Raw genomic sequence first — 21,183 nt, 5'->3', positions numbered from 1 at the left:
TTAAATTTTGGGATACAGTTTTCTAATGCCTAAACTACCAGCCTTATTGCCATCTTCAATGCATCTACCATACTTTCCGGGTTGGCCGTACCTTTTCCCGCCTTGCCGAATGCCGTGCCGTGGTCCACAGAGGTGCGGATGATAGGCAGGCCCAGGGTGATGTTGATGCCGGCAACAGAGCCCCACTTTCCGGTGGCGTCGTCGTACTGGAAGCCGATAACCTTGGTGGGGATATGCCCCTGGTCGTGGTACATGGCTACAACGGCGTCGTACTGGCCACCATGGAGCTTGACGAAGATGGTGTCCGGGGAAACGGGGCCGTCTACCTGCATACCCCGGCTACGGGCGGCGGCGATGGCGGGGGCGATCTCTTCGATCTCCTCGCGGCCGAAAAGGCCGTCCTCGCCGGCATGAGGGTTAAGACCCGCCACGGCTATGCGGGGGCTGGCAATGCCCATTTTCAACAGGGCATTATGTGTAAGCTCGATTACCTTCAGCACCCGCTCTTTTTTTATCAACAGCGGCACCTGGCTGTAAGCTACATGGGTGGTTACATGGGAAACCCGGAAATTTTTATCGATGAGCATCATGCAATAATCCCGTGTCTTTGTTAGATCGGCGAAAATCTCCGTGTGCCCGGCGTAATGATGCCCGGCCAGGTTGATGGCCTCTTTGTTAATGGGACCGGTGGTGACGGCGTGGACTTCTCCCGCCAGGGCAAGTTCGATAGCTTTCGCTATATACTGGAAACTTGCTTCACCCCCCATCCGGGTCACTTTGCCATATTCGAGCTGGCTTAAGTCTACATTCTGCAGGTCCAGGACATCAATGGTACCGTAGTCATAACGCCCTTCAGCGGGACTGGTTACCGCCCTTACGGCCAGGTTTACTCCGGCAATCTTGACGGCTTCGCACATCAATCCGGCGTCGGCTATAACCAGGGGCCGGCATTGTTCGTAGATTTCCGGCAGGGCCAGGGCTTTAGCCGTGATCTCCGGGCCGATACCACAGGGGTCACCTGCTGTGATAGCAATTAGAGGTTTTACCATTTCCATTCAACTCCGTCTCAGGGTTTTATTCCTGGGTAAGATAGCGAAACACTTCAATAAAAGCTTCCGGGGGACCAAAACCGCCAGCTTTGGTAACAATGGGCAGGCCGTCGGCCGGGCCGCCTTCCAGGTAACCCATGGGGATGCCGGGCAGAAGATCGGCACTCAGGTTAATTCCCCGGGCTGCAAGGGCGCGACAGACATGGACGGCAGTATCGCCGCCGGTAACCACCAGGCTTTTTATTTTGCGACTACCAAGGAGGCGGCTAGTGATAGTCCCCAGGGCTGCCGCGATGGACTTGCTGTTTTTTCCCGCGCCTGCATCCGTTCCTGCGAGCTGGAAGAGGCTAGCAACGGCGATTATGAGCAGGTCCTTATTTTCACGGTCTGCAGCCTCCTGCAGTACTCGCTTTATTTCTGCTTCCTCATTACCGGCCAGGATAGCCGCCGTGTCTACCTGTACCGGCAAGCAGGCGCTAAATTCAGCCAGCCGTTGGACCTGGGCAGCAGTAACCGGATTACGTGAACCGGCTACTACCAGCACCGTCCCCTCTCTTTTAAAGGAGCGAAATGTCAAGGGTTTCAGATTCCAGGCCATTGTTAAATGGGCGGCTAAACCGGCAGCACCGGCCACAATGACATCCTGCCGAACGTGGCTGATGGCCCGGGCGATATTCATCAGGTCCTCTTCGCTGGTAGCATCCAGGACCAGCACCTGGCTGTTTGCCCTGGCGGCTTCCAGGGCGTTTGCCAGTTCTTCCCCTCCCCGGCGCACCATCGCCAGGTTAATCTGCCCTACCTGACGGTTCATTTCTTTTTGCAAAACGGTGGGAATATGGCAAAGAACTTGCCCGCTACAGTCAGGAATACAACTTGCGGAAGTCGCAGCCATAGCTGTACTTTCACTTATCAACAGGTGGCCGTCTACCACCACCCGCCGGTTGGCCGGAAAGGCCGGTACTACCAGGGCAAGCCCGGCCTGCCAGGCATCCATCACGGCTTCCAGCTCGGCGCCGGGGTGGCCGCGCAGGGTAGAATCAATTTTTTTATAAACCCGGCTGACAGCCGCCTCTTTTAGCTTTAAAGCAATCTCGTAAACGCGTCGGTAGGCTTCCGGGACTGTCATGTGGCGGGTGTCGGCGTTAATCGCCCAAACATCTTTGTCTCTACCCACCTGCCCCACGTTAGCCGCATCTATAATCACCATGGTGCGGAAACCATGCTTGCAAAATTGGACGCCGGTGTCGTTGGCCCCGGTTAAGTCGTCGGCGATGATGGCTATGTGTTCCATTTAATACCCTCGCTCCGGTGCGGCAGTCATCATGATATTATCGCAAGAAGCGTGCCATTGCAGTATTGGCGTACAATTTTGAAGCAAGGGGATTATGTCATGCTTTATGGCTAAGTGGAATATTTCATTTTGAAAAGGGCAAAAAACTATGGCCAGATAAATTATTACTCTGGCCATAGATTAGGTAGATTTCATTTTGGATTGACATATTTCATTTTGAATTATAAACCCCGCCTGAGAAAAAAATATTTCAACTGCCGCTAACCTGTCGAGGTTTCCCCTCCTGCCAGCTTTTCAGCCGCCGCCAGAGGGTAGTTTTACTAAGCCCCAGGCGACGACAGGTTTCGTCTTTATTGTTATTGGTGAGGGCCAGGGTCCGGCGGATGATTTCCGCCTCCATTTCCTCCAGGGTTCCCCGGAGGGTCAGCTGCAGTCCGGGTTCTGGCCGGCTTTCTGCCGGCCCTATAATTTCCTCCACATCAGTAGGCTCCACCCTCTGGCCGCTGCGCAGGACCACCAGGCGCTCGATGATGTTTTCGAGCTCGCGAACGTTGCCTGGCCAGTTATAGGCCTGTAACCGGGCGATGACATCCTCGCTGAATAACGGCGGCAGGCGCCCGGAACGCCGGCTGACTTTTTCGACCAGGGCTTTGATGAGTAACGGTAAATCTTCCAAACGTTCTCGCAATGGAGGCAGCTTTATATGCAGCACGTTCAACCGGTAATACAGGTCACGGCGGAAGGTTTCCCTGGCCACGGCCTCTTCCAGGTCGCGGTGGGTCGCGGCGATGATGCGCACGTCCACCGGCAGCACCCGGTCACCGCCGACGCGCATGATGGCCTTTTGCTGCAGTACCCGTAGAAGCCGCGCCTGCAGGTTTAAAGAAAGTTCGCCGATCTCGTCCAGGAAAAGGGTACCCCGGTGGGCCAGTTCAAAGAGACCCTTCTTACCACCTTTGCGCGCACCGGTGAAAGCTCCTTCCTCGTAGCCGAAGAGTTCGCTTTCCAGCAAGTTTTCCGGCACGGCGGCGCAGTTTACCGCCACAAAAGGTCCTTCCCGCCGCTGGCTGGCGTTGTGGATGCTCTGGGCCACCATTTCCTTACCGGAGCCGGTTTCGCCGGTGATTAATATTGTCGCTTCGGCGGCGGCAAACTGGCGCGCCCGCTCGATAACGCGGGCCATGACCGGGCTACAGGTAACGATATCATCGAAGGTAAACTGGGCCACATGGCCTTTGAGGTACAATTCCTGGCGGGCTCTGGTTTCCACGGCCTGGAGATGGCTGACATCCTGGAAGGTAGCCACAGCCCCGACAATTTCCCGCCCGGTAATTACCGGAACCACGTTCTCGGCAACCAGGGTATTGCCGGCCCGGTGCAGTTCCCCCAAGCGCTTTTGCCCTGACTTCCGCACCTGGTCCAGGGGAACGCCTGGCAGAACCTCCCGCGCCAGCCGTCCCACTACCCTGGATGCCGTCAGGCCCAGGATCCTTTCGGCTGCCGGGTTGACCAGGGTAATGCGGCCTTCCTGGTCGGTGGCCACAATACCCTCATAGGCAAAATCCAGGATAGCTTTGAACTGCTCGGCCCGAGCCCGTTCCCGCCGGCGCACCAGCGCCACCTCCCGGGCCTCGCGTATGGCCTGGCTGATGGCCTCTTTGCCTGAAGTGACAAGTATCGCCTGAAGGCCCAGTTTCTGTGCTGACCGGACGGATACGGCATCGCCAACGATAACTTCCAGCCCCATAGCCTTGCCTTCAGCAATAATCCCGGCCGCATCCTCTTCAGCCTCGATAATTAACTCTTCAATATGGACCCCCAAGACCGGCTCCAGGCTTTTGGTGCCGTAGATGACGTTGCGGAAGCCGGCAACTCCTATATAATGGCCCAGTTCCCTGGCCTCAGCCAGGGCCCGAACCAGGTCAAAGGCGCTCACGGCAATCTCTACCACCGGCACCTCCACATGGCGGCTGATAAGGGTGGCGGTGCCGCCGCGGCTGATAATGACCTCCGCACCCCTGGCCGCCAGTTCTCTGGCCACCTTTACCCCTTCCGCCAGGTCGCCGGCGGCAATGGCAACATCCTCACCCAGCTCAGCGCACACCTGCCCGGCCAGTTCGGCCAGGTCGGCATAGGGAGCTACCAGGCCCAGGTGGGACATAATATCACTCCCAAAGACGCCTATCCTGCTACCATCAAACTTATTAAATGGCAAGGGCCATTTTTAAGGGCGGGCAAGTAAAAATGCGGAATAACAGCTATTAGTTTCTTCTTTTCTCTTCTTTCTCCCGGGCGATCAACCTCTGCTCTACCTGTTGCTTGAACTGCTCCATATTAGCAATACCAGTAGCTAAAAAATCTTTGATCCGTTCCCATTTTATGTCCAGGTACTGGTGGGCTAAAATATTCCTTGTCCTGGCCTTTTCTGCAAGGGCGAGGGCCAGTTCTTGATCAATAATACCTGCTTCACCGAGCTGGATAAAGGCCTGGCGGTAGGTTTCCGGTACTTCCAGGTCTTCACCGGCGATAAGAATTTTGGCAATATCCAGGGCGGCGTTGACCAAATTTTCGATAATCCTCTCCACATCTCGGCGGCTCTTGCGATCACTCTGGTATTGAAAATAATCCATTTCTTCATAGGCCTTCAGATCCTCTAACTCCGTAGCTAAAAACCTGAGGCGGCGAATGATGGAAATCACCTGCTCATCGGTAATAGGTGCCATTTATACCGACCCCCTGATTTTCATCCGCCAGCGCCACCAGTCAAGTAAAAACTGCTGGAAATCTTCGGCTTCACGGGAAATATCCAGCATATACTGGATATAAAAACTTTGATCCCGGATAAAGAGGGGCTTCCCCTTTAAAACCGTCCATATCAGAGAGGGCGTTGCTTCATTTAGAACCAGGAGATCCACTTTAAGGCCCAGCATATCCTCAAGTTCATTCCATATCCGGTAAATATCCTGCCTGGTATAGCCTGGCTCGAGGTATACTCCCACATCTGCATCTGACCCCGGCCGGGCCCGGCCTTTGGCCCGGGAACCAAATAAAAAGGCCATCCGTATATTTTGTTGCTCATTAAAGTAGCTTTTTAATTGCTCATAGATTTTTTTATCCATCCTGGTCACCTTAACAATAAAAGGGGTCCTGTTATACCCGTCCCTATTCAGCCAGAAAGACTTTCACCAATCCGTAGAAAAAAGCCGCCCGGCCTATCCAGAAGGCGCATAACCTCCACGTCAGCCGTGTTTCCAGGGCTGAAATTCTGGCCTCAATATCAGCTTTCGTTTCTGCCAGTAGGCGTTCTATCCGCTCAGCGACAAATTCCACAGTATCCTCTTTACAATACTCATGCAATTTATCACGCTCCTTTTTTTAGTTTAGCATAATTTCCAGCTGAATAAAACGTTACTTACAAACTGAGAGCGGGTCCCGCCCCGCTCTCGTAAGTCACCGCCCGACCATGGACCAGGTAAAGCTGCCGTCCAGGAAACTGGCGATGTATTTATCTTTTACTTCCCGTCCGATGAGGGTTTGGAAACCCCCGGCGCCGCCAGGAGGACCTACTGCTACCATACCAACCAACCGCCGGCCCTGGAGAACGGCTTTGCGGTAATAAGAACGACGCTCATCAAGGCGGGTAACTACCTGGTATCCCTCTCCCGGCGGGTTGACGATGCCGCCGCTGATGACTCCCAGGCCGTTCACTACCAGGGAATTCCGCCCGATGCCGCCGCAGTAAGCCGTATGGTGCCCGGCCATATTGAACCCGGCCAGGCGGCCCTGCTCCACGGCGTTGCCCCAGATAGCGTTGAGGCGCGGCTCCTGCCAGGCGTAGTCATAGGCCTGGGCCACATCCCCGGCGGCATAGACTCCGGGAATGTTGGTGGCCAGGTATTCATTTACTAGAATACCCCGGTCCACCTTTATCCCGCTCCCCCGCAGGAAGGCCACATTGGGCCGCACCCCTTTGCCCACAACCACTACGTCCGCCGGTACCGTAACCCCCGAGCGCAGGACGGCGGCCGTCACTTTTTCCCGGCCTTCCAGCGCAACGACATCTTCCCGCAGGTGGATGGTAAACCCGGCGTTAGCCATGGTCCGGCGCACCAGTTCCGCGCCGGTATCATCCAGGGCCTGGGAAAGGAGCCGGCCTGAAGATACCACCAGGCGCACCTGCAACCCTCTGGCGTGAAGGCCTTCAGCCGCCTTAATGCCCACCAGGCCGCCGCCGATAACCACCGCCTGACCCCCGGGCCGGGCGAATTGACGGATGGCGACAGCATCGTCCAGGGTGCGCAGCGTGAAGACCCCGGCCAGGTTGCTGCCCGGTATGTCAATTTGCTGAGGGGAAGCCCCGGTGGCTACCAGCAGGCGGTCGTAGGGAAGCTCCCTGCCGTCGTCCAGGCCTACCCGACGGCTTCCAGTATCGACTGCTACCGCCCGCCTCCCGGTGAGCAGCTTTACCCCCTGCCGGCGATACCATTCTTCACCCGCCAGCCAGAGTCTGTCACGGGTGACCAGCCCGCCCAGGTAATAAGACGTAAGAACACGGGCGTAATAGGGGTAGGGCTCGTCGCCGACAATTGTAATTTCCCCGGCCGGGTCGGCGCGGCGGATGGTTCCGGCCGCGGTCACCCCGGCGGCGCTGTTACCAAGAATTAAATAGCGCATTGCGTCAGCCACCAACTTTCCCTGCCACTCCCCCAAAAAACTCTATCGCGGGCTGGCAATGTCACACTCGCCTCCGGCCAATGCCAGCCAAATATTTTCATGTCCTTTCCGGCGGCTGCGGACCGCCAAAAGGGTTCCTAATTAAATTCCGTCTGCTTCCGGAAACAGAAGGGACGGGCACCAAGAGGACCGCCCCTTCTGTTCCGCCCTGTTACCCGCCGGCAGCCGGCGGAATTATAGTCACTTTATCCCCGGGACTCAAAGACGTTTTCAGCCCATGGAGGAAGTTGATATTGCGGCCGTTCACCAGGATGGCGATGCCGGCCTTTAGCTTTCCCTCCGGGGTCATGAGTTCCCGGCGGAAAGTTTCCCCATAACGGGAAATAAGGGCAGCCAGGAGCTCCTCGACAGTAGCTGCTTCTACATTTACCCGGCTTGCCCCGGCCGCCCGCTGTAAGAAACTTAGGAGTTCTACTTCCATTACTTACAACCCCAGCCGTTCCCGGGTGGCTGCCGTTACCCGGCCATCCTCGTCCCAGCCGCGCAGCTGGTAGTACTCGGCCAGCATCTGCGCCAGGGCGGAAGTCTTGCCTCTGGCCGGTCCTTCAGGCATAGGTTCCTCCAGCAGGCGCGGCGCCAGGGTATCATCGGCCTTTGTCAGCCCTGCGGCAAAGTTAAAGAGCCGCTCCAGGTTGAAGATGCGCTCGCCGACGAGAAGGCCGCTTTCCTCAGTGTAGGGTACGCCGGTAGCCGGTGCCAGCATGCCGGCGACATCCGGCGCTCCCAGGGCGAAAGTGGTGAAGAGGCATATGCCGCTGGCATCCACCAGGGCGGTAAGGTCCTGGAAGGCTTTCACCAGGGCCGCCTTGCCTTCAGCGGCAAGGGGATCAGCCTGCACCGGTATGCCCATCACCTCCGCGGCGACGGTATAGCCCCGTACGTGGCAACCGCCGCGGTTGGAGGTGGCGTAATTCAGGCCGATGCCCTGGATGGCCCGCGGGTCATAGGCCGGGTATTCCTGCTTCTTGCTGCTCATGGACAGTTCCGGGTGGCCGTAACGCTCGGCCAGGCGGTAGGAACCCTCGGCCAGGAGGTCGCCGATGCCTTCGCGGTAACCTACCTTGCGCGCCGTCTCTACCAGCACGGCGGCGTTCCCAAATTCCAGGGGCAGCTCGGTGTCCTGCGCCGGCAGGTAGCCCTTCTCATAAAGTTCCATGGCGCAGGCCAGGGTGGCGCCGAAAGTAATGGGGTCGTAGCCCAGCTCATTGGCCAGGTAGTTGGCTTTGGTTACTGCCGCCAGGTCGTCAATACCGCAATCGGCGCCCAGGGACCAGAGGGCCTCGTACTCCGGACCTTCACCGTGGCCGGCATAGGCACCGGAGGGAACCAGGGTGGCGCGACCGCAGGCGATGGGGCAGGCCAGACAGCCCTTCTTGCGTACCAGGTAATTCTCTGCCAGGGCCTCGCCGCTGATTTTGGCCGCCCCGGCAAAGACGCCCGTCTGGAAGTTGCGGGTCGGGAGACCGCCGTGGGCGTTGATGACATTGACCAGCACGCCGGTACCGTAGGCCGGCAGGCCGCCATGGGTAACGTCATTGGCCTTGATCTTGGCCAGGGCCGCCAGGACCGCCTCCCGGAAGGCCGGCCCGTCCGCAACCTTAACGCCGCCATGGCCGCGGACGGCGATGGCCTTCAGGTTTTTCGAGCCCATGACGGCGCCCACGCCCGAACGGCCGGCAGCCCGGTGCTTGTCATTGATAACGCAGGCAAAGCGCACCAGCTTCTCCCCTGCCGGGCCGATGCAGGCCACCTTGGCATTGGGGCAGGTGGCCGCTTTGATTGCATCTTCCGTTTCGTGGGTACTCTTGCCCCACAGCTCCCCGGCCGGTCGCAGCTCGCAAGCGCCATCTTCGATCCAGAGGTAAACAGGTTCGGTCGCCTTCCCCTCCAAAATAATCCCGTCAAACCCCGCATATTTAAGCTCACCGCCAAAATAACCGCCGGAGCTGGAGGCGGCAATGGCTCCCGTCAGGGGTGATTTCGTGACGACGTTATAGCGGCTGCCGGAAATGGCCGCCGTCCCGGTCAGGGGACCGGTCATGAAAATGAGCTTGTTTTCCGGCGCCAGGGGGTCGACACCGGGATCGACCTCGTCATAAAGAATCTTGCTGGCCAGGCCCCGGGCGCCGACATAATCCCGGGCCAGAACCGGATCCAGCTTCTCTACTTTACACTTGCCGCTGCTTAAATCAACCCGCAGCAATTGACCAACCCAGCCGTACATCCTAGCCCACCTCCCGTAGAGCAGCCTGGACCCTGCGGGCCATTTGTTGCCGCTTGCTCAATGCCTGACCGGCCGGTTCTTTATACTCCAGGGCTCCCCAGGGACAGTTAAGGACGCACTCCGGTTCGCCCCCGCAGAGATCACACTTGACCACCTTCTGTTCGGATACTGAATAATCGGTCCCGCCGAAGGGACAGGCCATAATACACATGCGGCAGCCTATGCAGCGGTCCTCGTTGATCACCACGGCATTTGTTTTGCCGTCGCGGCTGATGGCTCCAGCCGGGCAGACGGCCTGACAGGCCGGCTCATCGCAGTGCTGGCAGACTACCGGCAGGTAATAATCATCATCAAGGAAGGCTGCCACTGACAGCCGGGCCGCTGCCGGGTTGAATGCACCGGTATTTTTAAAGGAACAGGCCAGTTCACAGCGGCGGCAGGCAGTACACTTGTCCTGATCGACGACCAGCACTTTAGCCAAAATAATTCCTCCCTTCATGATTTTCAGCATATATTCGTCATTTTTGCGGTCTCCCCGGCGGCATCCCCCCTCTCGCGGCCATTTTTCGACGCAGTAAAAACAAAAAGGTACTCTCACGTCACAAGAGTACCTTCCTTTGCCCAATAGCAGGTCAAGGGATTGCTCCCCGGCCCTGACGTTTGCCCTTCCCGGAGGGAAGCGGCAACTCGGAAGCAATTTATCTTGTTTTCTTGTTTCTATATATTTAATTTCGCCGTCCGGTAAAAAAATCCTGCTGACAGGTCGAAAATTAATTTAAAAATTCAATCTGCCCTCCGTTTAAACTGCCGATCTGCACGAGGGACTCAACCCGGATGCCCTGCTCCCGCAGAGTCTCGCCGCCGCTCTGGAAGACTTTTTCAATAACAGTACCTATGCCCACCAGGGTGGCCCCTGCCTGGTCGATAATCTTTAACAGGCCCCGGGCCGCCTCTCCGGAAGCCAGGAAGTCATCAATAATCAACACCCGGTCCTCCGGTCCCAGGTAGCTACCGGCCACTACTATGTCTATGACCTCCTCTTTGGTAAAAGAACGCACCCGGCCGCAGTAAGTGTCGCCATCCATGGTTGAAGGTTGCTTTTTCTTCGCAAAAACCACCGGTACCCGGAGGCTCAAACCTGTCATGAGGGCTACAGCTATCCCCGAGGCTTCCACCGTCAGGACTTTGGTAATACCGGCGCCGGCAAAGCGGCGGGCAAACTCCTTGCCCACCTCCAGCATCAACACCGGGTCAATCTGATGGTTTAAAAAGGAATCCACTTTAAGAATATCGTCGGAAATGACCCGCCCTTCCTGACGAATTTTTTCTTTTAACAGTTCGACCACTGACAAAGCTGCTTCGCTCCTCCCCCTGTTCTTTAAACGGTATTAAGATAAGGCTATTATAGCGTAAGCCAGGCCAAAAGAGAAGGTTGTTATCTACCTGCAAGCCTGATATAATTATCAAAAACGCCAGCAGCAATCAGCAGGCAGCAGAACGTTTGAGGAGGAGAAACCCGCTTGGAAAATCTTCTAGCGTCCATTTTTCGTGCCATTACGGAGTTTATTGCCACCCTCGGCTATACAGGTATAGCCATAGGTATGGCCATTGAAAGCGCCTGTATACCTCTCCCCAGCGAAATTATCCTGCCCTTTGGCGGTTACCTGGTAAGCACCGGCAGGCTCAGCTTCTGGGGAACCGTCATGGCCGGTACCATTGGCGGTACGATCGGTTCCATTGTCGCCTATTTTGTTGGTCTCCGGGGCGGCCGCCCTTTTTTAAAAAAATACGGCCGCTATGTCTTTTTCTCCGAAAAAGAATTCGCCGTAGCAGAAAAGTGGTTTCAACGCTACGGCGAAGCAACCGTTTTCTTTACCAGGCTGATGCCCGTTGTCCGGACTTTCATTTCTCTGCCGGCCGGCATTGCCGCCATGCCCTTCGGCCGTTTTGTCATTTATACCTTCCTGGGTTCCCTGCCCTGGTCCATCCTCCTGGTCTATGCCGGCCGTAAGTTAGGGGCCAGCTGGCAAGCCCTGGGCCCCATTTTCCACCGTTTCGATGTGGTTATCGTCGCAGGTCTCATCGTGCTAGTGTTCCTTTACTGGCGGCGGCACCGGAACCGGTAGGTTAATCTTAATGCCCTGATAAGTATAACTGTCTACCTGGTAGCGCAGCTCCATGGCCGCCATGGGTGCCGGCTGCCCCCGGTAAGCAGGGGAAAAGGCCATGACAAGGTTGATAACACTTTTGACAGGTAAAAAGGTCCGGGGATTGACGTAAACTAAACCCCAGTAAGAGAAAGAGCGGATAAGTTTTTCCGGCGGGTTCAGGTAGGCTGCCAGTCCATCACCCAGGGCTGCCGGTGGTAAGAGTTCGGCAACAGGCCCGGCTGTATGCAAGCGGGCATAAAAACTGATCCCCAGGACTTCCTGGCCGGCAACATTGCTTATTCCCAGGTAACGATAGCGCAAGTAAGGAAAGATGTTTGCCGGCAGCCCCAGATTTTGCTGCTGGCGCATCAGGAGGGAAACATCAGGAGCCAGGCTCAACCGCTCCCAGTCTCCGGTCCTGCCAGAAGCATCAGCAACCCGACGATACAGGTTGCCGTTACTGGCGACCTGTTCAATGTGCAGGGCCTTACGGCCTTCCAGTTCCACAGCAGCAACCTGGTGCATTTGCCCCGGCAGGAGAACTTCATTGAGAACCTTTCCCTTAATGGCCAGCCGGTCTACTTCTAACGTAACCGGCAAACCCGGCCGGCTGTGAAATTTAATGCTGGCCTCCCCGCGGGTAGCAATACCCTGCTGCCTGGCCAGGGCCTGGCGGCATTTGTCCATTAGATCTTTGGCCCGTGGGTCAGAGCTGAAGACTTCAGCCAGCCAGCCGGCGGCAGCGGCCGGTGTTAAGAAGGCCATTGGCCCCCCCGGCGGCAATAACCCCTGGCGCTGGAAAAAGGCATACTGGTTGAAGCCGTAGGGTATATCGCCGGGCTGCAGTTCGGTAAGGGGCGAGCTGATCTCATTGGGTAGTCCAAGTACCCGGGCCGTAAGAATAACCGCCTCCAGATTGGTTATCTCCTGGTCGGGACGCAGGTTGCCGTGGGGATAGCCGTGGATCATCCCCTCCTGCCAGAGAGCTTGTAAAGCCGGCGCATACCAGCTACCGGCAGGGACGTCCCCGGGCAGGTTGCCGCTGCGAGCCTCACTTTTGATGCGGGCTGCCGCCACCAGCATAACAGCAAATCCGCCCCGGGTTAATGCTGGTGCCCTGGCCTGTTCCGGCGGTAACAGGGTCAGAAGTGAACTCGCCGCCGGCCCGGCCCAGGCTGTTCCCCACGGCAGCAGCATAAAAAACATAATAAGCCCGGCCAAACTGGCTTTACGCATTTTTCTTCCCTCCCCCGTAACAACTCTGTCGCAGGCTGGTACTGTTGCGGCATGTTCCACCTTTGCTGGTGGCAGTTCGCCGCCAAAGATGCTTCTCCCCACTCCCTTTCTTGTATTTTTTTCCTATTATAACATAACTTTCCATGTCACGCCAGCAAAAAGCAGGTATCTTTAAGATACCTGCTTTTATAGTGCCTCTACTTTTATCTTAACTGAGATGCCGCGGGTAATCGGCAAAAAGGCTGCGGGCCTCTTCAAAGGTGGTGTCCGGTGCCGGCAGGATGAGGTCCGATTCTACCAGTTCGGTATCGGGAATACGGCTGCCCCGACCCCGGATCAAGGCCAGGACCTCGCGGAAATTAGTATCATATTCCTCCCGGTTACCTGCCGCCAGGGCATCCAGCAGCTTGTCATCCAGACGGTCGAGTTCGCTCAGGGCCTCCCCTTCCAGCCGGTACTGACCTTCCGATAAAATACGGATAATCAAGCTTTGCCCACCTCTCTCTTCAAGCGCTCCAGGTCCGCCTGGACCTGGGTGGCAGCGCCAGCCTGCTTCAGCTCCCGCTCCAGAGGATCGGCCGTTTCCAGGGCGTCTTCCAGGACCCCGGAGTTTACCAGCTCGTCAATGGCTGCCGCCCGGGCCCGCATTTGCTCCGTTTTTTCTTCGGCGCGCTGGATGGCCAGGGAGACGTCGGCCAGCTCTTCCGACAGGCCGGTGGCCGCCTCGCCAATTTTGACCTGGGCCTGGGCCGCCGAATACTGGGCCTTGATTATTTCTTTCTTGGTCCGGAAGGCTTCCACCTTGGCCTGGAGCTTGGCCTCTACGGCAGCAAGTTTTGCCTGCTCTGCCTCCAGCCCTTTAATCTGCTCTTCCAGCCCTTCCAGCTGCTGCTGAATGGCTGCTTTACGCTCCAGGGCGACGGTGGCCAGATCCTCCCGCCCCAGCTGCAGGGCCTGGCGGGCCTGATCTTCCAGCTTTTTCTGGCTATCCTTCAACTTGACGGCCTGGAGTTCCAGGCGTTTTTTGGAAGCAACTACATCAGCCAGGTTACGTTTGACGTTCTGGAGCATTTCCAGCTGGCGGTTGTAGGAATACTCCAGGGTTTCCTGGGGGTTTTCTACCTGATCGAGGATCTTGTTCATCTTGGATTTGAAAATTGTCGACATGCGCGACAGGATGCCCATAATACAAAAGCTCCTTTCGTAGGTTATACCGGGCAACCCCAGAGGGGATACCAGCGGGTGATATCCTTTTCCCAGGGAAGTTCCTTCTCCATTAAAGCCGCCAGGCGCATTTCCCCGGCATTATCCCGCTTCTTATTCTGCTCGTCAACGGGGATGAAAGGATAAAAGGCTCCCCGCTTATAGCTGAATATGAGATAAAGGACCTGGTCCTTTTTTTGCAGCTTAAAAACTGCCGCCAGGAGGCGGTCGCCGGCACCCCTGTCTGTAAAATTCTGGCCGACCATGTGGGCCAGGGCGACCAGGTCCTCCCAGTCGCGGTCGGTGAAGATGAGCCAGTGGTAGCCATATTCATCCTTTTTACTCTCCAGGCGGCCTGCCATTTCCTGGGCAGCCAGGGCTACCAGTTCCTCGGTCTCTTCCTGGGTGGTAGCGTAAAAACTGTCTTCTCCAGGCCGTAGGACTACCCCCGCGCGGCTGCCGGGCTGCCAGCCCAGCTCGCTTTCCAGGGCAATAATGGCCGTGCTCAGGGCAAAAAGAGGCTCCGTCCGCGCCGGGGGTACCCGGGTCCGCCCCAGAAGGGCGTCCCAGAAGCTCACCGCCAATCCTCCATTTCCCGCTCCAGTTTACGCAGGTAGGCCAAGCGGCGCTCCAGGGACGGGTGGGTAGAGAATAGCTCCATGATGCTGTTGCCGTTTAAGGCCGGGATAATGAAAAAGGCGTTAAAGGCCTCGGCCTGGCGCAAATCCCGGTCAGGGATGCGCGCCATGCTGCTGCTGATCTTTACCAGGGCCGAGGCCAGCTGGCCCGGCGCACCGGTAAGGATGGCCGCCCCCCGGTCGGCGGCAAATTCCCGGTAACGGGACAGGGCGCGAATGAGGAAGTAACTGACCAGCCACACCACCAGGGATACCAGGTAAACCAGCATGGTATTGTTGCGCTCGTCCCGGTCGCGGCCGCCAAAGGCGCCGCCCCAGTAGAAAAAGTTCTGCACGATAAAGGAAGCGACGGTGGCAAAAAAGCTGGCCAGCGTCAGCACCGTCATATCCCGATTTTTGATATGGCTCAATTCATGGCCCAGGACAGCCTCCAGTTCCGGTGGATCCAGGCGTTCCAGAATCCCGGTTGTCACCGCTACGACGGCGTTGGCCGGATTGCGGCCGGTGGCAAAGGCATTGGGCATGGGAGTATCAACAATAGCCACCTTGGGTTTGGGTAGATCGGCCAGGGCGGCCAGCCTTTCCACCAGGGCATGGAGTTCCGGCGCTTCCCGGGGCGATACCTCCCGGGCGCCCATGGACCAGAGAACCATGCGGTCGGAAAAGTAATACTGGACGGCCAGCATGATCCCGACAAAAATGATAATCCCTGTATAACTCACCCCGGCCTGCCACAGGACAACCAGGAAAAAGAGATATACAGCGGCGAGTAAAAACATGGTTAAAAACATCCGCGCCGTTAAACCCGCGTCACTACCAAGTTGGCGTCGCATAGCCACCCTCCCCCGAAATAGGAAGTTACAAGCAGCGGAGGCGGTTGATGACCGCCATGAGGAATATATCACTCCCTGAGTTCCTCGCGCATGCGGTGGTACTCGTCGGTGGTGATTTCACCCCTTGCATAGCGTTCCTTCAATATCGCCAGGGGGTCGGGACGCAGCGCGGGCTGCTGGCCGGTGCGGCGGTTAAACAGGCTTACCAGGCCATAAACCGCCAGGACCAGGATGCCGATTACTAACACCCACCAGACCAGCATCCAGAGGCCCATCCCCCAGTTGCCATAATATCCCCACATCATATATAATAACCTCCTCAACTATTTTTTGCAAGTTCAGGGTAAAGTTTGACATACCCCCTGCCTGTAGTTATTTAAGTCCATCTTATTTACCGGCTTCACCTTTGTCAAGGAACTTCACTAAAACTTCAAAATTAGTATATACCGGCGGGCTATAAATTATATCAAAGTACAGCAGCGCATAAAAAGGCTCTCTCAAGGAAATTGTATTAAAAAACAAATCAATTCTTTGGAGGTGCCCTTCATGCCGCGTATTACCTGCAGTGTTAACAACTGCCATTACTGGTCCAGCGGCAACGTCTGTGACGCTTCGCAGATCCTGGTTACTTCCGATGCTATGAGCAATTCTCAACCCCAGAATGTCGATGCCCCTATGGCCGGTAGTATTTCAGCTACCCCCGTGAAGTCTTCGGCGGAAACCTGCTGCAAGACTTTCATTGCCAGGGGTTCTGCTGAAAAGAACGCCGACGGCATCACCCGCAAATAGCTCCCGGTGAAATTAAAGTCAAACGGCAGGTAAACCCTGCCGTTTTTATTTTAGGGGAGCATATATATTGGACCAGGGGGCCTGCTGCAACCCCGGGATTTCAACTACAAGCAGAGGGAAGCACCATGTCCGCAACTACTCCCATTATTAAACCGCCGGCTCTTCAAAGAGGCGATACGATTGGCATCATTGCTCCGGCCAGTCCCCTGCCAGACCCGGAGTACCTGGCCAGGGGTATCAGCTTCTGGCTCAGCCTGGGCTACAGGGTCCGTACCGGCACCCATATCAGCAAGGCCACCGGTTACCTGGCAGGCAGCGATGCCGGACGCCTGGCCGACCTGCACCTAATGTTCCAGGAACCGGAAGTAAAGGCCATATTCTGCCTGCGGGGCGGTTACGGCACCCTGCGGCTCCTGGATGACCTCGACTACAACCTTATCCGCCACCATCCCAAAATTTTAGTGGGCTACAGCGACATTACCGCCTTGCACCTGGCCCTCAACAGAATGACCGGCCTGGTAACCTTCCACGGCCCCATGCTCTATCCCGAACTGGGCGGCGGCGACCTCCCCCCCTATACCCGGGAAGGCCTCTGCCGGGCCCTGGCGGTTGCTTCACCCCTGGGCAGCATCCCGCCGGCGCCGGGATTACCCCCACCGGTGGCCATTACTCCCGGACGGGCCGAGGGAATAGTCACCGGCGGCAACCTGTCCCTGGTAGTTGCCACCCTGGGTACACCCTTTGAAGTCGACACCGAGGGGAAAATCCTTTTCCTAGAAGAAGTGGATGAGGCACCCTACCGCATCGACCGCATGCTCACCCAGCTCAAGCTGGCAGGCAAGCTGGAGGCCGCAGCCGGGATCGTTTTTGGTTTCTGTACCCGCTGCGGGGATTCCTCCCATCAACCCGGCCTCCTGGAAATCATAACCGGCCACCTGGCGCCCCTGGGTATTCCCTGTTTCTACGGCCTGCCCGCCGGCCACCTGGCCACCCAGGCCACCCTGCCCCTGGGTATCCGCGCCCGCCTGGATGCGGCAGCGTGCACCCTGACTTACCTGGAGGCGGCGGTAGCGCCACCCTAGTCGTGGACTTCAATTTTTCCATCCGTTAGGCTGCAGCGGCAGTTCCTTTCCCGGGGGATCCTGGGAATAGTTTGCATGATGAGCTCCCGCAGGTTTTTGCCGTTCTGATCCATAATCTCCAGGACCTCGGCGTGGCTTAAAGGAGTGGCGGAAATACCGGCCGCCATGTTGGTTACCATGGCAATAAGTCCGTAGCAAAGGCCCACCTCATGGGCCAGGATTACTTCGGGGACGTTGGTCATTCCCACCAGATCCCCGCCCAGCTGCCGGATCATGCGGATCTCGGCCGGGGTTTCAAAGCGGGGTCCCTCCGTACAGGCATAAACCCCGCCGTCGTGGGCTTTGATCCCCAGGGCAGCAGCCGTCTCCACGAGCAACCGCCGCAGCTCGGGGCAGTAAGGCGTGGTAAAATCCGTATGGACTACCCCCGTCTCGCCGCCTTCAAAAAAGGTATAAGTGCGGGTTTTGGTAAAGTCCAGGAAATCATTGACGATGACAAAATCCCCCGGCCTGTAGTCGGGGTTGGTGGAACCGACGGCGGCCGTGGCCAGGACTCGTTCTACTTTCAGCATTTTCAGGGCCCAGATGTTGGCGCGGTAATTCACCCTGTGGGGAGGCACAGTATGCTTCTCCCCATGGCGGGGCATGAAACCTATTTCCTCGCCCTGATAAGTGCCGACCTTAAGCACGGCCGTGCCATAAGGCGTCTCAACCCTTTCTTCCCTGATATTGCTTAAAATTCCTGGATCATAAACCCCGGAACCCCCGATAATAGCTATGCGCACCAGGACAATGCTCCTTCCTATGTAGTATACAATCCACTATTAACAATTTTATCATAGAACGATAAATACTATAAGAGGCCACCTGCCGCCCAAGTGCAAATGGCCCCTTTTTTCGTTACAGTTTCTTGATGGACCCGGTCTTCAGGTCGTGGAGGAATTTCTCCCTTTCAGCAGCTATGCCTTCCCTTTCCCGCAGGATACTGCGGACGAACTGCTCCCTCTTTTGTTCTTCTTCCTCCCCCAGGGCTTCAGCCAACCGCCGCTGCTCGTCAATTTTTCTTTCCTTATCCATCTGCACGCCCGGCCTCCTTTGGGGTGAGTTTTTTATATTATGCTCCTCCGTCGCCCAGGGTAAACGGCTGTCACCTGCTTTCACCGGTTAGCACGCGCGGGATATTCTCCTTATACGGGGGCCTGATAATGCCTTTTTCGGTAATAATAGCTGTCACATAACGGTGCGGCGTCACGTCAAAGGCCGGGTTAAAGATGTTGATGCCTTCCGGCGCCGTAGGCCGCAGGCCAAAGTGGCTGACTTCCGCCGGGTCCCTTTCTTCAATGGGAATCTGTTCACCGCTGGAAAGGCTTAAATCAAAGGTAGAAGCCGGAGCCGCTACATAAAAGGGAAGGCCGTGTTCCCTGGCCAGTATTGCCACCCCGTAGGTGCCGATTTTATTGGCCACATCGCCGTTAGCGGTAATGCGGTCGGCACCGACGATGACCGCCTGGACCAGGCCCCGGGCCATAACGGCGGCGGCCATATTATCGGTAATCAGGGTAACCGGGATACCGGCCTGATGCAGTTCCCAGGCCGTAAGCCTTGCTCCCTGGAGAAGGGGCCGGGTTTCATCGGCAAAGACCTTCAGTACTTTGCCCCGGGATGCCAGGTAATATATAGGCGCCAGCGCCGTACCGTAGCGGGCGGTAGCCAGGGTGCCGGCATTGCAGTGGGTGAGAACGGCTTCGGCATCCTGGAGGAGGGCAGCGCCATTTTTCCCAATGGCCCGGCATGTGGCTTCATCTTCGTCGCGGATGGCCAGGGCTTCTTTTAACACCAGATCTTTCAAGGCAGAAACATCATCGGTGGTGGCGGCGGCAACGGCCTCCTGAACCCGTTTCAAGGCCCAGAAAAGGTTGACCGCCGTTGGCCGGGACGAGGCCAGGTAAGCGGCGGCCTTCTTTAACTCGGCCTCAAATTCAGCCCTGTCCCTGGCCCGGGAATCCTTGATGGCCAGGTAAAGACCCAGGGCTGCAGCTATGCCGATGGCCGGTGCCCCCCGTACCTTTAGCGTTTTAATAGCATCCCACATTTCCTCTACCGTCCGGGGCCGGATAATGACCAGTTCTTCCGGCAGGCGCGTCTGGTCAATCATTTCCACCTGGCCGTCCTGCCAGCAAATAGGCGCAACAGGTTCGTACTGCAAAAAGGACACCTCCAGGCAAGTTCTGGCTCTTTAATATTTTGTTCCTCCGGGCCGGTACAAGTTAAAACCGTGGCCCCTCTACGGCTGCCACGTTTTCCCTCCTAACCAAGTTCTTCCACTTTTGCCGCCAGGGCTTTGACTTTAGCCACAATTTCCGCCGGGCTCTTTCCCAGGACCAGTATCAGGCGCTCTAAATTAATGCGGTCCGGTATTTCAATCACATCGGGCAGTTCCCGGCAGCCGGCCAGGGTCTGGCGCAGGTCGCGGTAAAATTCGGCATCCGCCTGGCGATAGCCATCAGGTACGGGCATGCTGGCAATTTTGAAACCCAGACCGGTGCAGGCCTGGCGGATGCGCGGGTTGTGGCGGAGGTTAATCACACAGCGTGCCGCCGGGAAAAACTCGCGCACCGTCAGGATCGCGCCGCCCATATGGGTGGAGCAGCCCATTTCCGGCTCACCCAGGGCGGCCACCCGCCCTTTGAAGCGCAGCAGGCGGCCGGGTATGGCGGCGACGTCCTTCAATTCCCTGGCTTCCGGCAGACAATAGGCCAGGTTGGCGCCTATTTCCGGGATTAAGGCGACGATATTGGCTTCCTGGAGTTCCCTGACGGCCTGTCCCAGTTCCCGGCACAGGGCTGCCTCGGCCGCCGTCCGGGTATCGTCTTTTAATGCCAGGGCGTTAAAGAAGACGTCCCAGAAGCGGTCTACCGGCGGCGGCAGGAGCTTCTCTTCCCGGCCGCCATCTTCAACCCAGAGGCGCCCTTCGGCCAGCGGTACCACCCGGCCAATCACGGCTGCTTCCAGGCCCGCTGCTTGCAAAGCAGCCAGCAGGGCGCCGGCTTTTTCCGGGGCACATGCCAGGACCAGGGTGCCTTCGCTGATGATTTCATAGGGGTTCAGGTCAAAGTGGGCACACACTGCCCTTACGTCCTCCGGTACCGGTACCCGGGAGCGTTCAATCCTGAGGCCTACAGCAGAGGCTTCGGCCACCTCCCACAGGCCCCGGGCCAGGCCGCCTTCCGTGGCGTCGTGCATGGCATGGACGCCGCCAACTTCCATGGCAATCCCGGCCTCGGCCACCACCGACATCTCCCGCAAGCGCTTTTTAGCACGTTCTACCAGCCCCGGCTCTATTCCTGCCGCCAGCAATTTCTCCTCCAGCTCGCAGGCTAAAAGGGCCGCCGCTTCAATGGCGGCACCTTTGGTAATAATCACGGCGTCGCCGACCCGGGCCCCGGCCGGGGTGACTACCTCCCGCCCCAGGCCCCAGACGGTTATACCGCCGATGGTCGGAACGTTGACGGCCCCGTAAAATCCCGTATGGCCGCCAACGATGGTAATCCCAAGCTCCCCGGCGTAATTGCTAATGCTTCTTACCAGATCGGCTATGTAACTTTCCGGCGTTCCCGGGGGCAGCAGCAGGGAATAGGTCATAAACTGGGGCTTGATACCCATAACGGCCACGTCGCTGGCGCCGATGTGGACGGTGATCCAGCCAAAATCATCGGGGGACATCGTTGGCCCCGGGAATATGGGGTCTTCGGCAACAGCCAGGTACTCCTCTCCTATTTTAAGGACAGCCGCATCCACGCCCATGCGCGGCCCTACCACTACCTCGGGAGCTCCAGCCCCTGTATGGGGTAAAATGGCCTGGCGGAAGAAATCGTCATTGACTTTACCGATCATGCACCGGACCCCCTCTAGCTAATATAATCCGTTGTTAATAGCTATTATTATAGCACACCG

At 57.3% G+C, this 21,183-nt stretch carries 24 protein-coding genes; 3 read left to right on the top strand and 21 right to left on the bottom strand.

Features of this window, described 5'->3' with window-relative positions; translation table 11 throughout:
* Positions 1–29: 29 nt before the first annotated feature.
* The 11 genes from pdxA to MCACP_RS01730 form a co-directional block, all read right to left on the bottom strand.
* Positions 30–1,055, bottom strand: coding sequence for a 4-hydroxythreonine-4-phosphate dehydrogenase PdxA (pdxA, locus tag MCACP_RS01780; protein WP_406677692.1), 1,026 nt, complete (start codon positions 1,053–1,055; stop codon positions 30–32).
* Positions 1,056–1,074: 19 nt separating this feature from the next.
* Positions 1,075–2,340 carry a four-carbon acid sugar kinase family protein gene (locus MCACP_RS01775; RefSeq protein WP_406677691.1) on the bottom strand — a complete coding sequence of 422 codons (1,266 nt, stop codon included), beginning with the start codon at positions 2,338–2,340 and terminating at the stop codon, positions 1,075–1,077.
* Positions 2,341–2,590: 250 nt separating this feature from the next.
* A complete protein-coding gene (locus MCACP_RS01770) occupies positions 2,591–4,501 on the bottom strand; it encodes a sigma 54-interacting transcriptional regulator (protein WP_406677690.1) in 1,911 nt (636 codons plus the stop codon).
* 100 nt (positions 4,502–4,601) lie between these two features.
* The gene (gene hepT / locus MCACP_RS01765; RefSeq protein ID WP_406677689.1) at positions 4,602–5,063 is read right to left on the bottom strand and encodes a type VII toxin-antitoxin system HepT family RNase toxin; all 462 of its coding nucleotides are present in this window, start codon (positions 5,061–5,063) and stop codon (positions 4,602–4,604) included.
* On the bottom strand, positions 5,064–5,459 hold the full coding sequence (gene mntA / locus MCACP_RS01760; RefSeq protein WP_406678655.1) for a type VII toxin-antitoxin system MntA family adenylyltransferase antitoxin: 396 nt from the start codon (positions 5,457–5,459) through the stop codon (positions 5,064–5,066).
* Positions 5,460–5,502: 43 nt separating this feature from the next.
* Positions 5,503–5,697: a hypothetical protein gene (locus MCACP_RS01755; protein ID WP_406677688.1), complete on the bottom strand. Its 195-nt coding sequence runs from the start codon at positions 5,695–5,697 to the stop codon at positions 5,503–5,505.
* A 93-nt stretch (positions 5,698–5,790) separates the two neighbouring features.
* The gene (locus MCACP_RS01750) at positions 5,791–7,026 is read right to left on the bottom strand and encodes an NAD(P)/FAD-dependent oxidoreductase (RefSeq protein WP_406677687.1); all 1,236 of its coding nucleotides are present in this window, start codon (positions 7,024–7,026) and stop codon (positions 5,791–5,793) included.
* 199 nt (positions 7,027–7,225) lie between these two features.
* Complete coding sequence (locus MCACP_RS01745; RefSeq protein ID WP_406677686.1) at positions 7,226–7,495, bottom strand: MoaD family protein; 270 nt, start codon at positions 7,493–7,495, stop codon at positions 7,226–7,228.
* 3 nt (positions 7,496–7,498) lie between these two features.
* Entirely contained in the window at positions 7,499–9,298 is a 1,800-nt protein-coding gene (locus tag MCACP_RS01740) for an aldehyde ferredoxin oxidoreductase family protein (protein WP_406677685.1), read from the bottom strand.
* Between the two features lies 1 nt (position 9,299).
* Complete coding sequence (locus MCACP_RS01735; RefSeq protein ID WP_406678654.1) at positions 9,300–9,770, bottom strand: 4Fe-4S dicluster domain-containing protein; 471 nt, start codon at positions 9,768–9,770, stop codon at positions 9,300–9,302.
* A gap of 298 nt (positions 9,771–10,068) precedes the next feature.
* Positions 10,069–10,650 carry a xanthine phosphoribosyltransferase gene (locus tag MCACP_RS01730; protein ID WP_406677684.1) on the bottom strand — a complete coding sequence of 194 codons (582 nt, stop codon included), beginning with the start codon at positions 10,648–10,650 and terminating at the stop codon, positions 10,069–10,071.
* 168 nt (positions 10,651–10,818) lie between these two features.
* Here MCACP_RS01730 and MCACP_RS01725 point away from each other — a divergent pair, with 168 nt between their 5' ends.
* On the top strand, positions 10,819–11,424 hold the full coding sequence (locus tag MCACP_RS01725; protein WP_406677683.1) for a DedA family protein: 606 nt from the start codon (positions 10,819–10,821) through the stop codon (positions 11,422–11,424).
* On the opposite strand, the gene MCACP_RS01720 is transcribed toward MCACP_RS01725, so the two are convergent.
* The 6 genes from MCACP_RS01720 to MCACP_RS01695 all read right to left on the bottom strand — a co-directional run bounded on the left by MCACP_RS01720 (position 11,386) and on the right by MCACP_RS01695 (position 15,663).
* Entirely contained in the window at positions 11,386–12,684 is a 1,299-nt protein-coding gene (locus MCACP_RS01720) for an S-layer homology domain-containing protein (protein ID WP_406677682.1), read from the bottom strand. The two genes, MCACP_RS01725 and MCACP_RS01720, sit on opposite strands and share 39 nt — an antisense overlap.
* Before the next feature lie 208 nt (positions 12,685–12,892).
* Positions 12,893–13,171: a PspA-associated protein PspAA gene (gene pspAA / locus MCACP_RS01715; protein ID WP_406677681.1), complete on the bottom strand. Its 279-nt coding sequence runs from the start codon at positions 13,169–13,171 to the stop codon at positions 12,893–12,895.
* Positions 13,168–13,869 (bottom strand): PspA/IM30 family protein, encoded by a 702-nt coding sequence (locus MCACP_RS01710; RefSeq protein ID WP_406678653.1) that lies wholly within the window; start codon positions 13,867–13,869, stop codon positions 13,168–13,170. The genes pspAA and MCACP_RS01710 overlap by 4 nt, the downstream gene beginning before the upstream one ends.
* 23 nt (positions 13,870–13,892) lie before the next feature.
* Positions 13,893–14,465 (bottom strand): PspA-associated protein PspAB, encoded by a 573-nt coding sequence (pspAB, locus tag MCACP_RS01705; RefSeq protein ID WP_406677680.1) that lies wholly within the window; start codon positions 14,463–14,465, stop codon positions 13,893–13,895.
* Positions 14,462–15,358 carry a zinc metalloprotease HtpX gene (htpX, locus tag MCACP_RS01700; RefSeq protein WP_406677678.1) on the bottom strand — a complete coding sequence of 299 codons (897 nt, stop codon included), beginning with the start codon at positions 15,356–15,358 and terminating at the stop codon, positions 14,462–14,464. The genes pspAB and htpX overlap by 4 nt, the downstream gene beginning before the upstream one ends.
* 68 nt (positions 15,359–15,426) lie before the next feature.
* Positions 15,427–15,663, bottom strand: coding sequence for an SHOCT domain-containing protein (locus tag MCACP_RS01695; RefSeq protein WP_406677677.1), 237 nt, complete (start codon positions 15,661–15,663; stop codon positions 15,427–15,429).
* Between the two features lie 241 nt (positions 15,664–15,904).
* Between MCACP_RS01695 and MCACP_RS01690 the strand changes: the two genes are divergently transcribed.
* Together MCACP_RS01690 and MCACP_RS01685 are read left to right on the top strand one after the other, a co-directional pair.
* The gene (locus MCACP_RS01690) at positions 15,905–16,147 is read left to right on the top strand and encodes a DUF1540 domain-containing protein (RefSeq protein ID WP_406677676.1); all 243 of its coding nucleotides are present in this window, start codon (positions 15,905–15,907) and stop codon (positions 16,145–16,147) included.
* 125 nt (positions 16,148–16,272) lie between these two features.
* Entirely contained in the window at positions 16,273–17,229 is a 957-nt protein-coding gene (locus MCACP_RS01685) for a S66 peptidase family protein (protein ID WP_406677675.1), read from the top strand.
* On the opposite strand, the gene mtnP is transcribed toward MCACP_RS01685, so the two are convergent.
* The 4 genes from mtnP to MCACP_RS01665 all read right to left on the bottom strand — a co-directional run bounded on the left by mtnP (position 17,226) and on the right by MCACP_RS01665 (position 21,123).
* A complete protein-coding gene (gene mtnP, locus MCACP_RS01680; protein WP_406677674.1) occupies positions 17,226–18,014 on the bottom strand; it encodes an S-methyl-5'-thioadenosine phosphorylase in 789 nt (262 codons plus the stop codon). The two genes, MCACP_RS01685 and mtnP, sit on opposite strands and share 4 nt — an antisense overlap.
* Positions 18,015–18,129: 115 nt before the next feature.
* Positions 18,130–18,306: a hypothetical protein gene (locus tag MCACP_RS01675; protein WP_406677673.1), complete on the bottom strand. Its 177-nt coding sequence runs from the start codon at positions 18,304–18,306 to the stop codon at positions 18,130–18,132.
* A 70-nt stretch (positions 18,307–18,376) separates the two neighbouring features.
* Positions 18,377–19,435 (bottom strand): S-methyl-5-thioribose-1-phosphate isomerase, encoded by a 1,059-nt coding sequence (gene mtnA / locus MCACP_RS01670; RefSeq protein ID WP_406677671.1) that lies wholly within the window; start codon positions 19,433–19,435, stop codon positions 18,377–18,379.
* Positions 19,436–19,536: 101 nt separating this feature from the next.
* The gene (locus MCACP_RS01665; protein WP_406677670.1) at positions 19,537–21,123 is read right to left on the bottom strand and encodes a thiamine-phosphate synthase family protein; all 1,587 of its coding nucleotides are present in this window, start codon (positions 21,121–21,123) and stop codon (positions 19,537–19,539) included.
* Between the last annotated feature and the right edge of the window lie 60 nt (positions 21,124–21,183).

It is taken from the genome of Neomoorella carbonis (assembly GCF_045278715.1).
In the GTDB taxonomy this organism is placed as follows: Bacteria; Bacillota; DSM-521; order Neomoorellales; family Neomoorellaceae; genus Neomoorella; species Neomoorella carbonis.
This window is presented reverse-complemented; position numbering and strand designations above follow the sequence as displayed.

Excerpts from the sequence above, each read along its gene's own strand:
- pdxA (WP_406677692.1), bottom strand. The coding sequence starts at position 1,055 with ATGGAAATGGTAAAACCTCTAATTGCTATCACAGCAGGTGACCCCTGT.
- MCACP_RS01775 (WP_406677691.1), bottom strand. The coding sequence starts at position 2,340 with ATGGAACACATAGCCATCATCGCCGACGACTTAACCGGGGCCAACGAC.
- MCACP_RS01770 (WP_406677690.1), bottom strand. The coding sequence starts at position 4,501 with ATGTCCCACCTGGGCCTGGTAGCTCCCTATGCCGACCTGGCCGAACTG.
- hepT (WP_406677689.1), bottom strand. The coding sequence starts at position 5,063 with ATGGCACCTATTACCGATGAGCAGGTGATTTCCATCATTCGCCGCCTC.
- mntA (WP_406678655.1), bottom strand. The coding sequence starts at position 5,459 with ATGGATAAAAAAATCTATGAGCAATTAAAAAGCTACTTTAATGAGCAA.
- MCACP_RS01745 (WP_406677686.1), bottom strand. The coding sequence starts at position 7,495 with ATGGAAGTAGAACTCCTAAGTTTCTTACAGCGGGCGGCCGGGGCAAGC.
- MCACP_RS01740 (WP_406677685.1), bottom strand. The coding sequence starts at position 9,298 with ATGTACGGCTGGGTTGGTCAATTGCTGCGGGTTGATTTAAGCAGCGGC.
- MCACP_RS01720 (WP_406677682.1), bottom strand. The coding sequence starts at position 12,684 with ATGCGTAAAGCCAGTTTGGCCGGGCTTATTATGTTTTTTATGCTGCTG.
- MCACP_RS01710 (WP_406678653.1), bottom strand. The coding sequence starts at position 13,869 with ATGGGCATCCTGTCGCGCATGTCGACAATTTTCAAATCCAAGATGAAC.
- htpX (WP_406677678.1), bottom strand. The coding sequence starts at position 15,358 with ATGCGACGCCAACTTGGTAGTGACGCGGGTTTAACGGCGCGGATGTTT.
- MCACP_RS01695 (WP_406677677.1), bottom strand. The coding sequence starts at position 15,663 with ATGATGTGGGGATATTATGGCAACTGGGGGATGGGCCTCTGGATGCTG.
- MCACP_RS01690 (WP_406677676.1), top strand. The coding sequence starts at position 15,905 with ATGCCGCGTATTACCTGCAGTGTTAACAACTGCCATTACTGGTCCAGC.
- MCACP_RS01685 (WP_406677675.1), top strand. The coding sequence starts at position 16,273 with ATGTCCGCAACTACTCCCATTATTAAACCGCCGGCTCTTCAAAGAGGC.
- MCACP_RS01675 (WP_406677673.1), bottom strand. The coding sequence starts at position 18,306 with ATGGATAAGGAAAGAAAAATTGACGAGCAGCGGCGGTTGGCTGAAGCC.
- MCACP_RS01665 (WP_406677670.1), bottom strand. The coding sequence starts at position 21,123 with ATGATCGGTAAAGTCAATGACGATTTCTTCCGCCAGGCCATTTTACCC.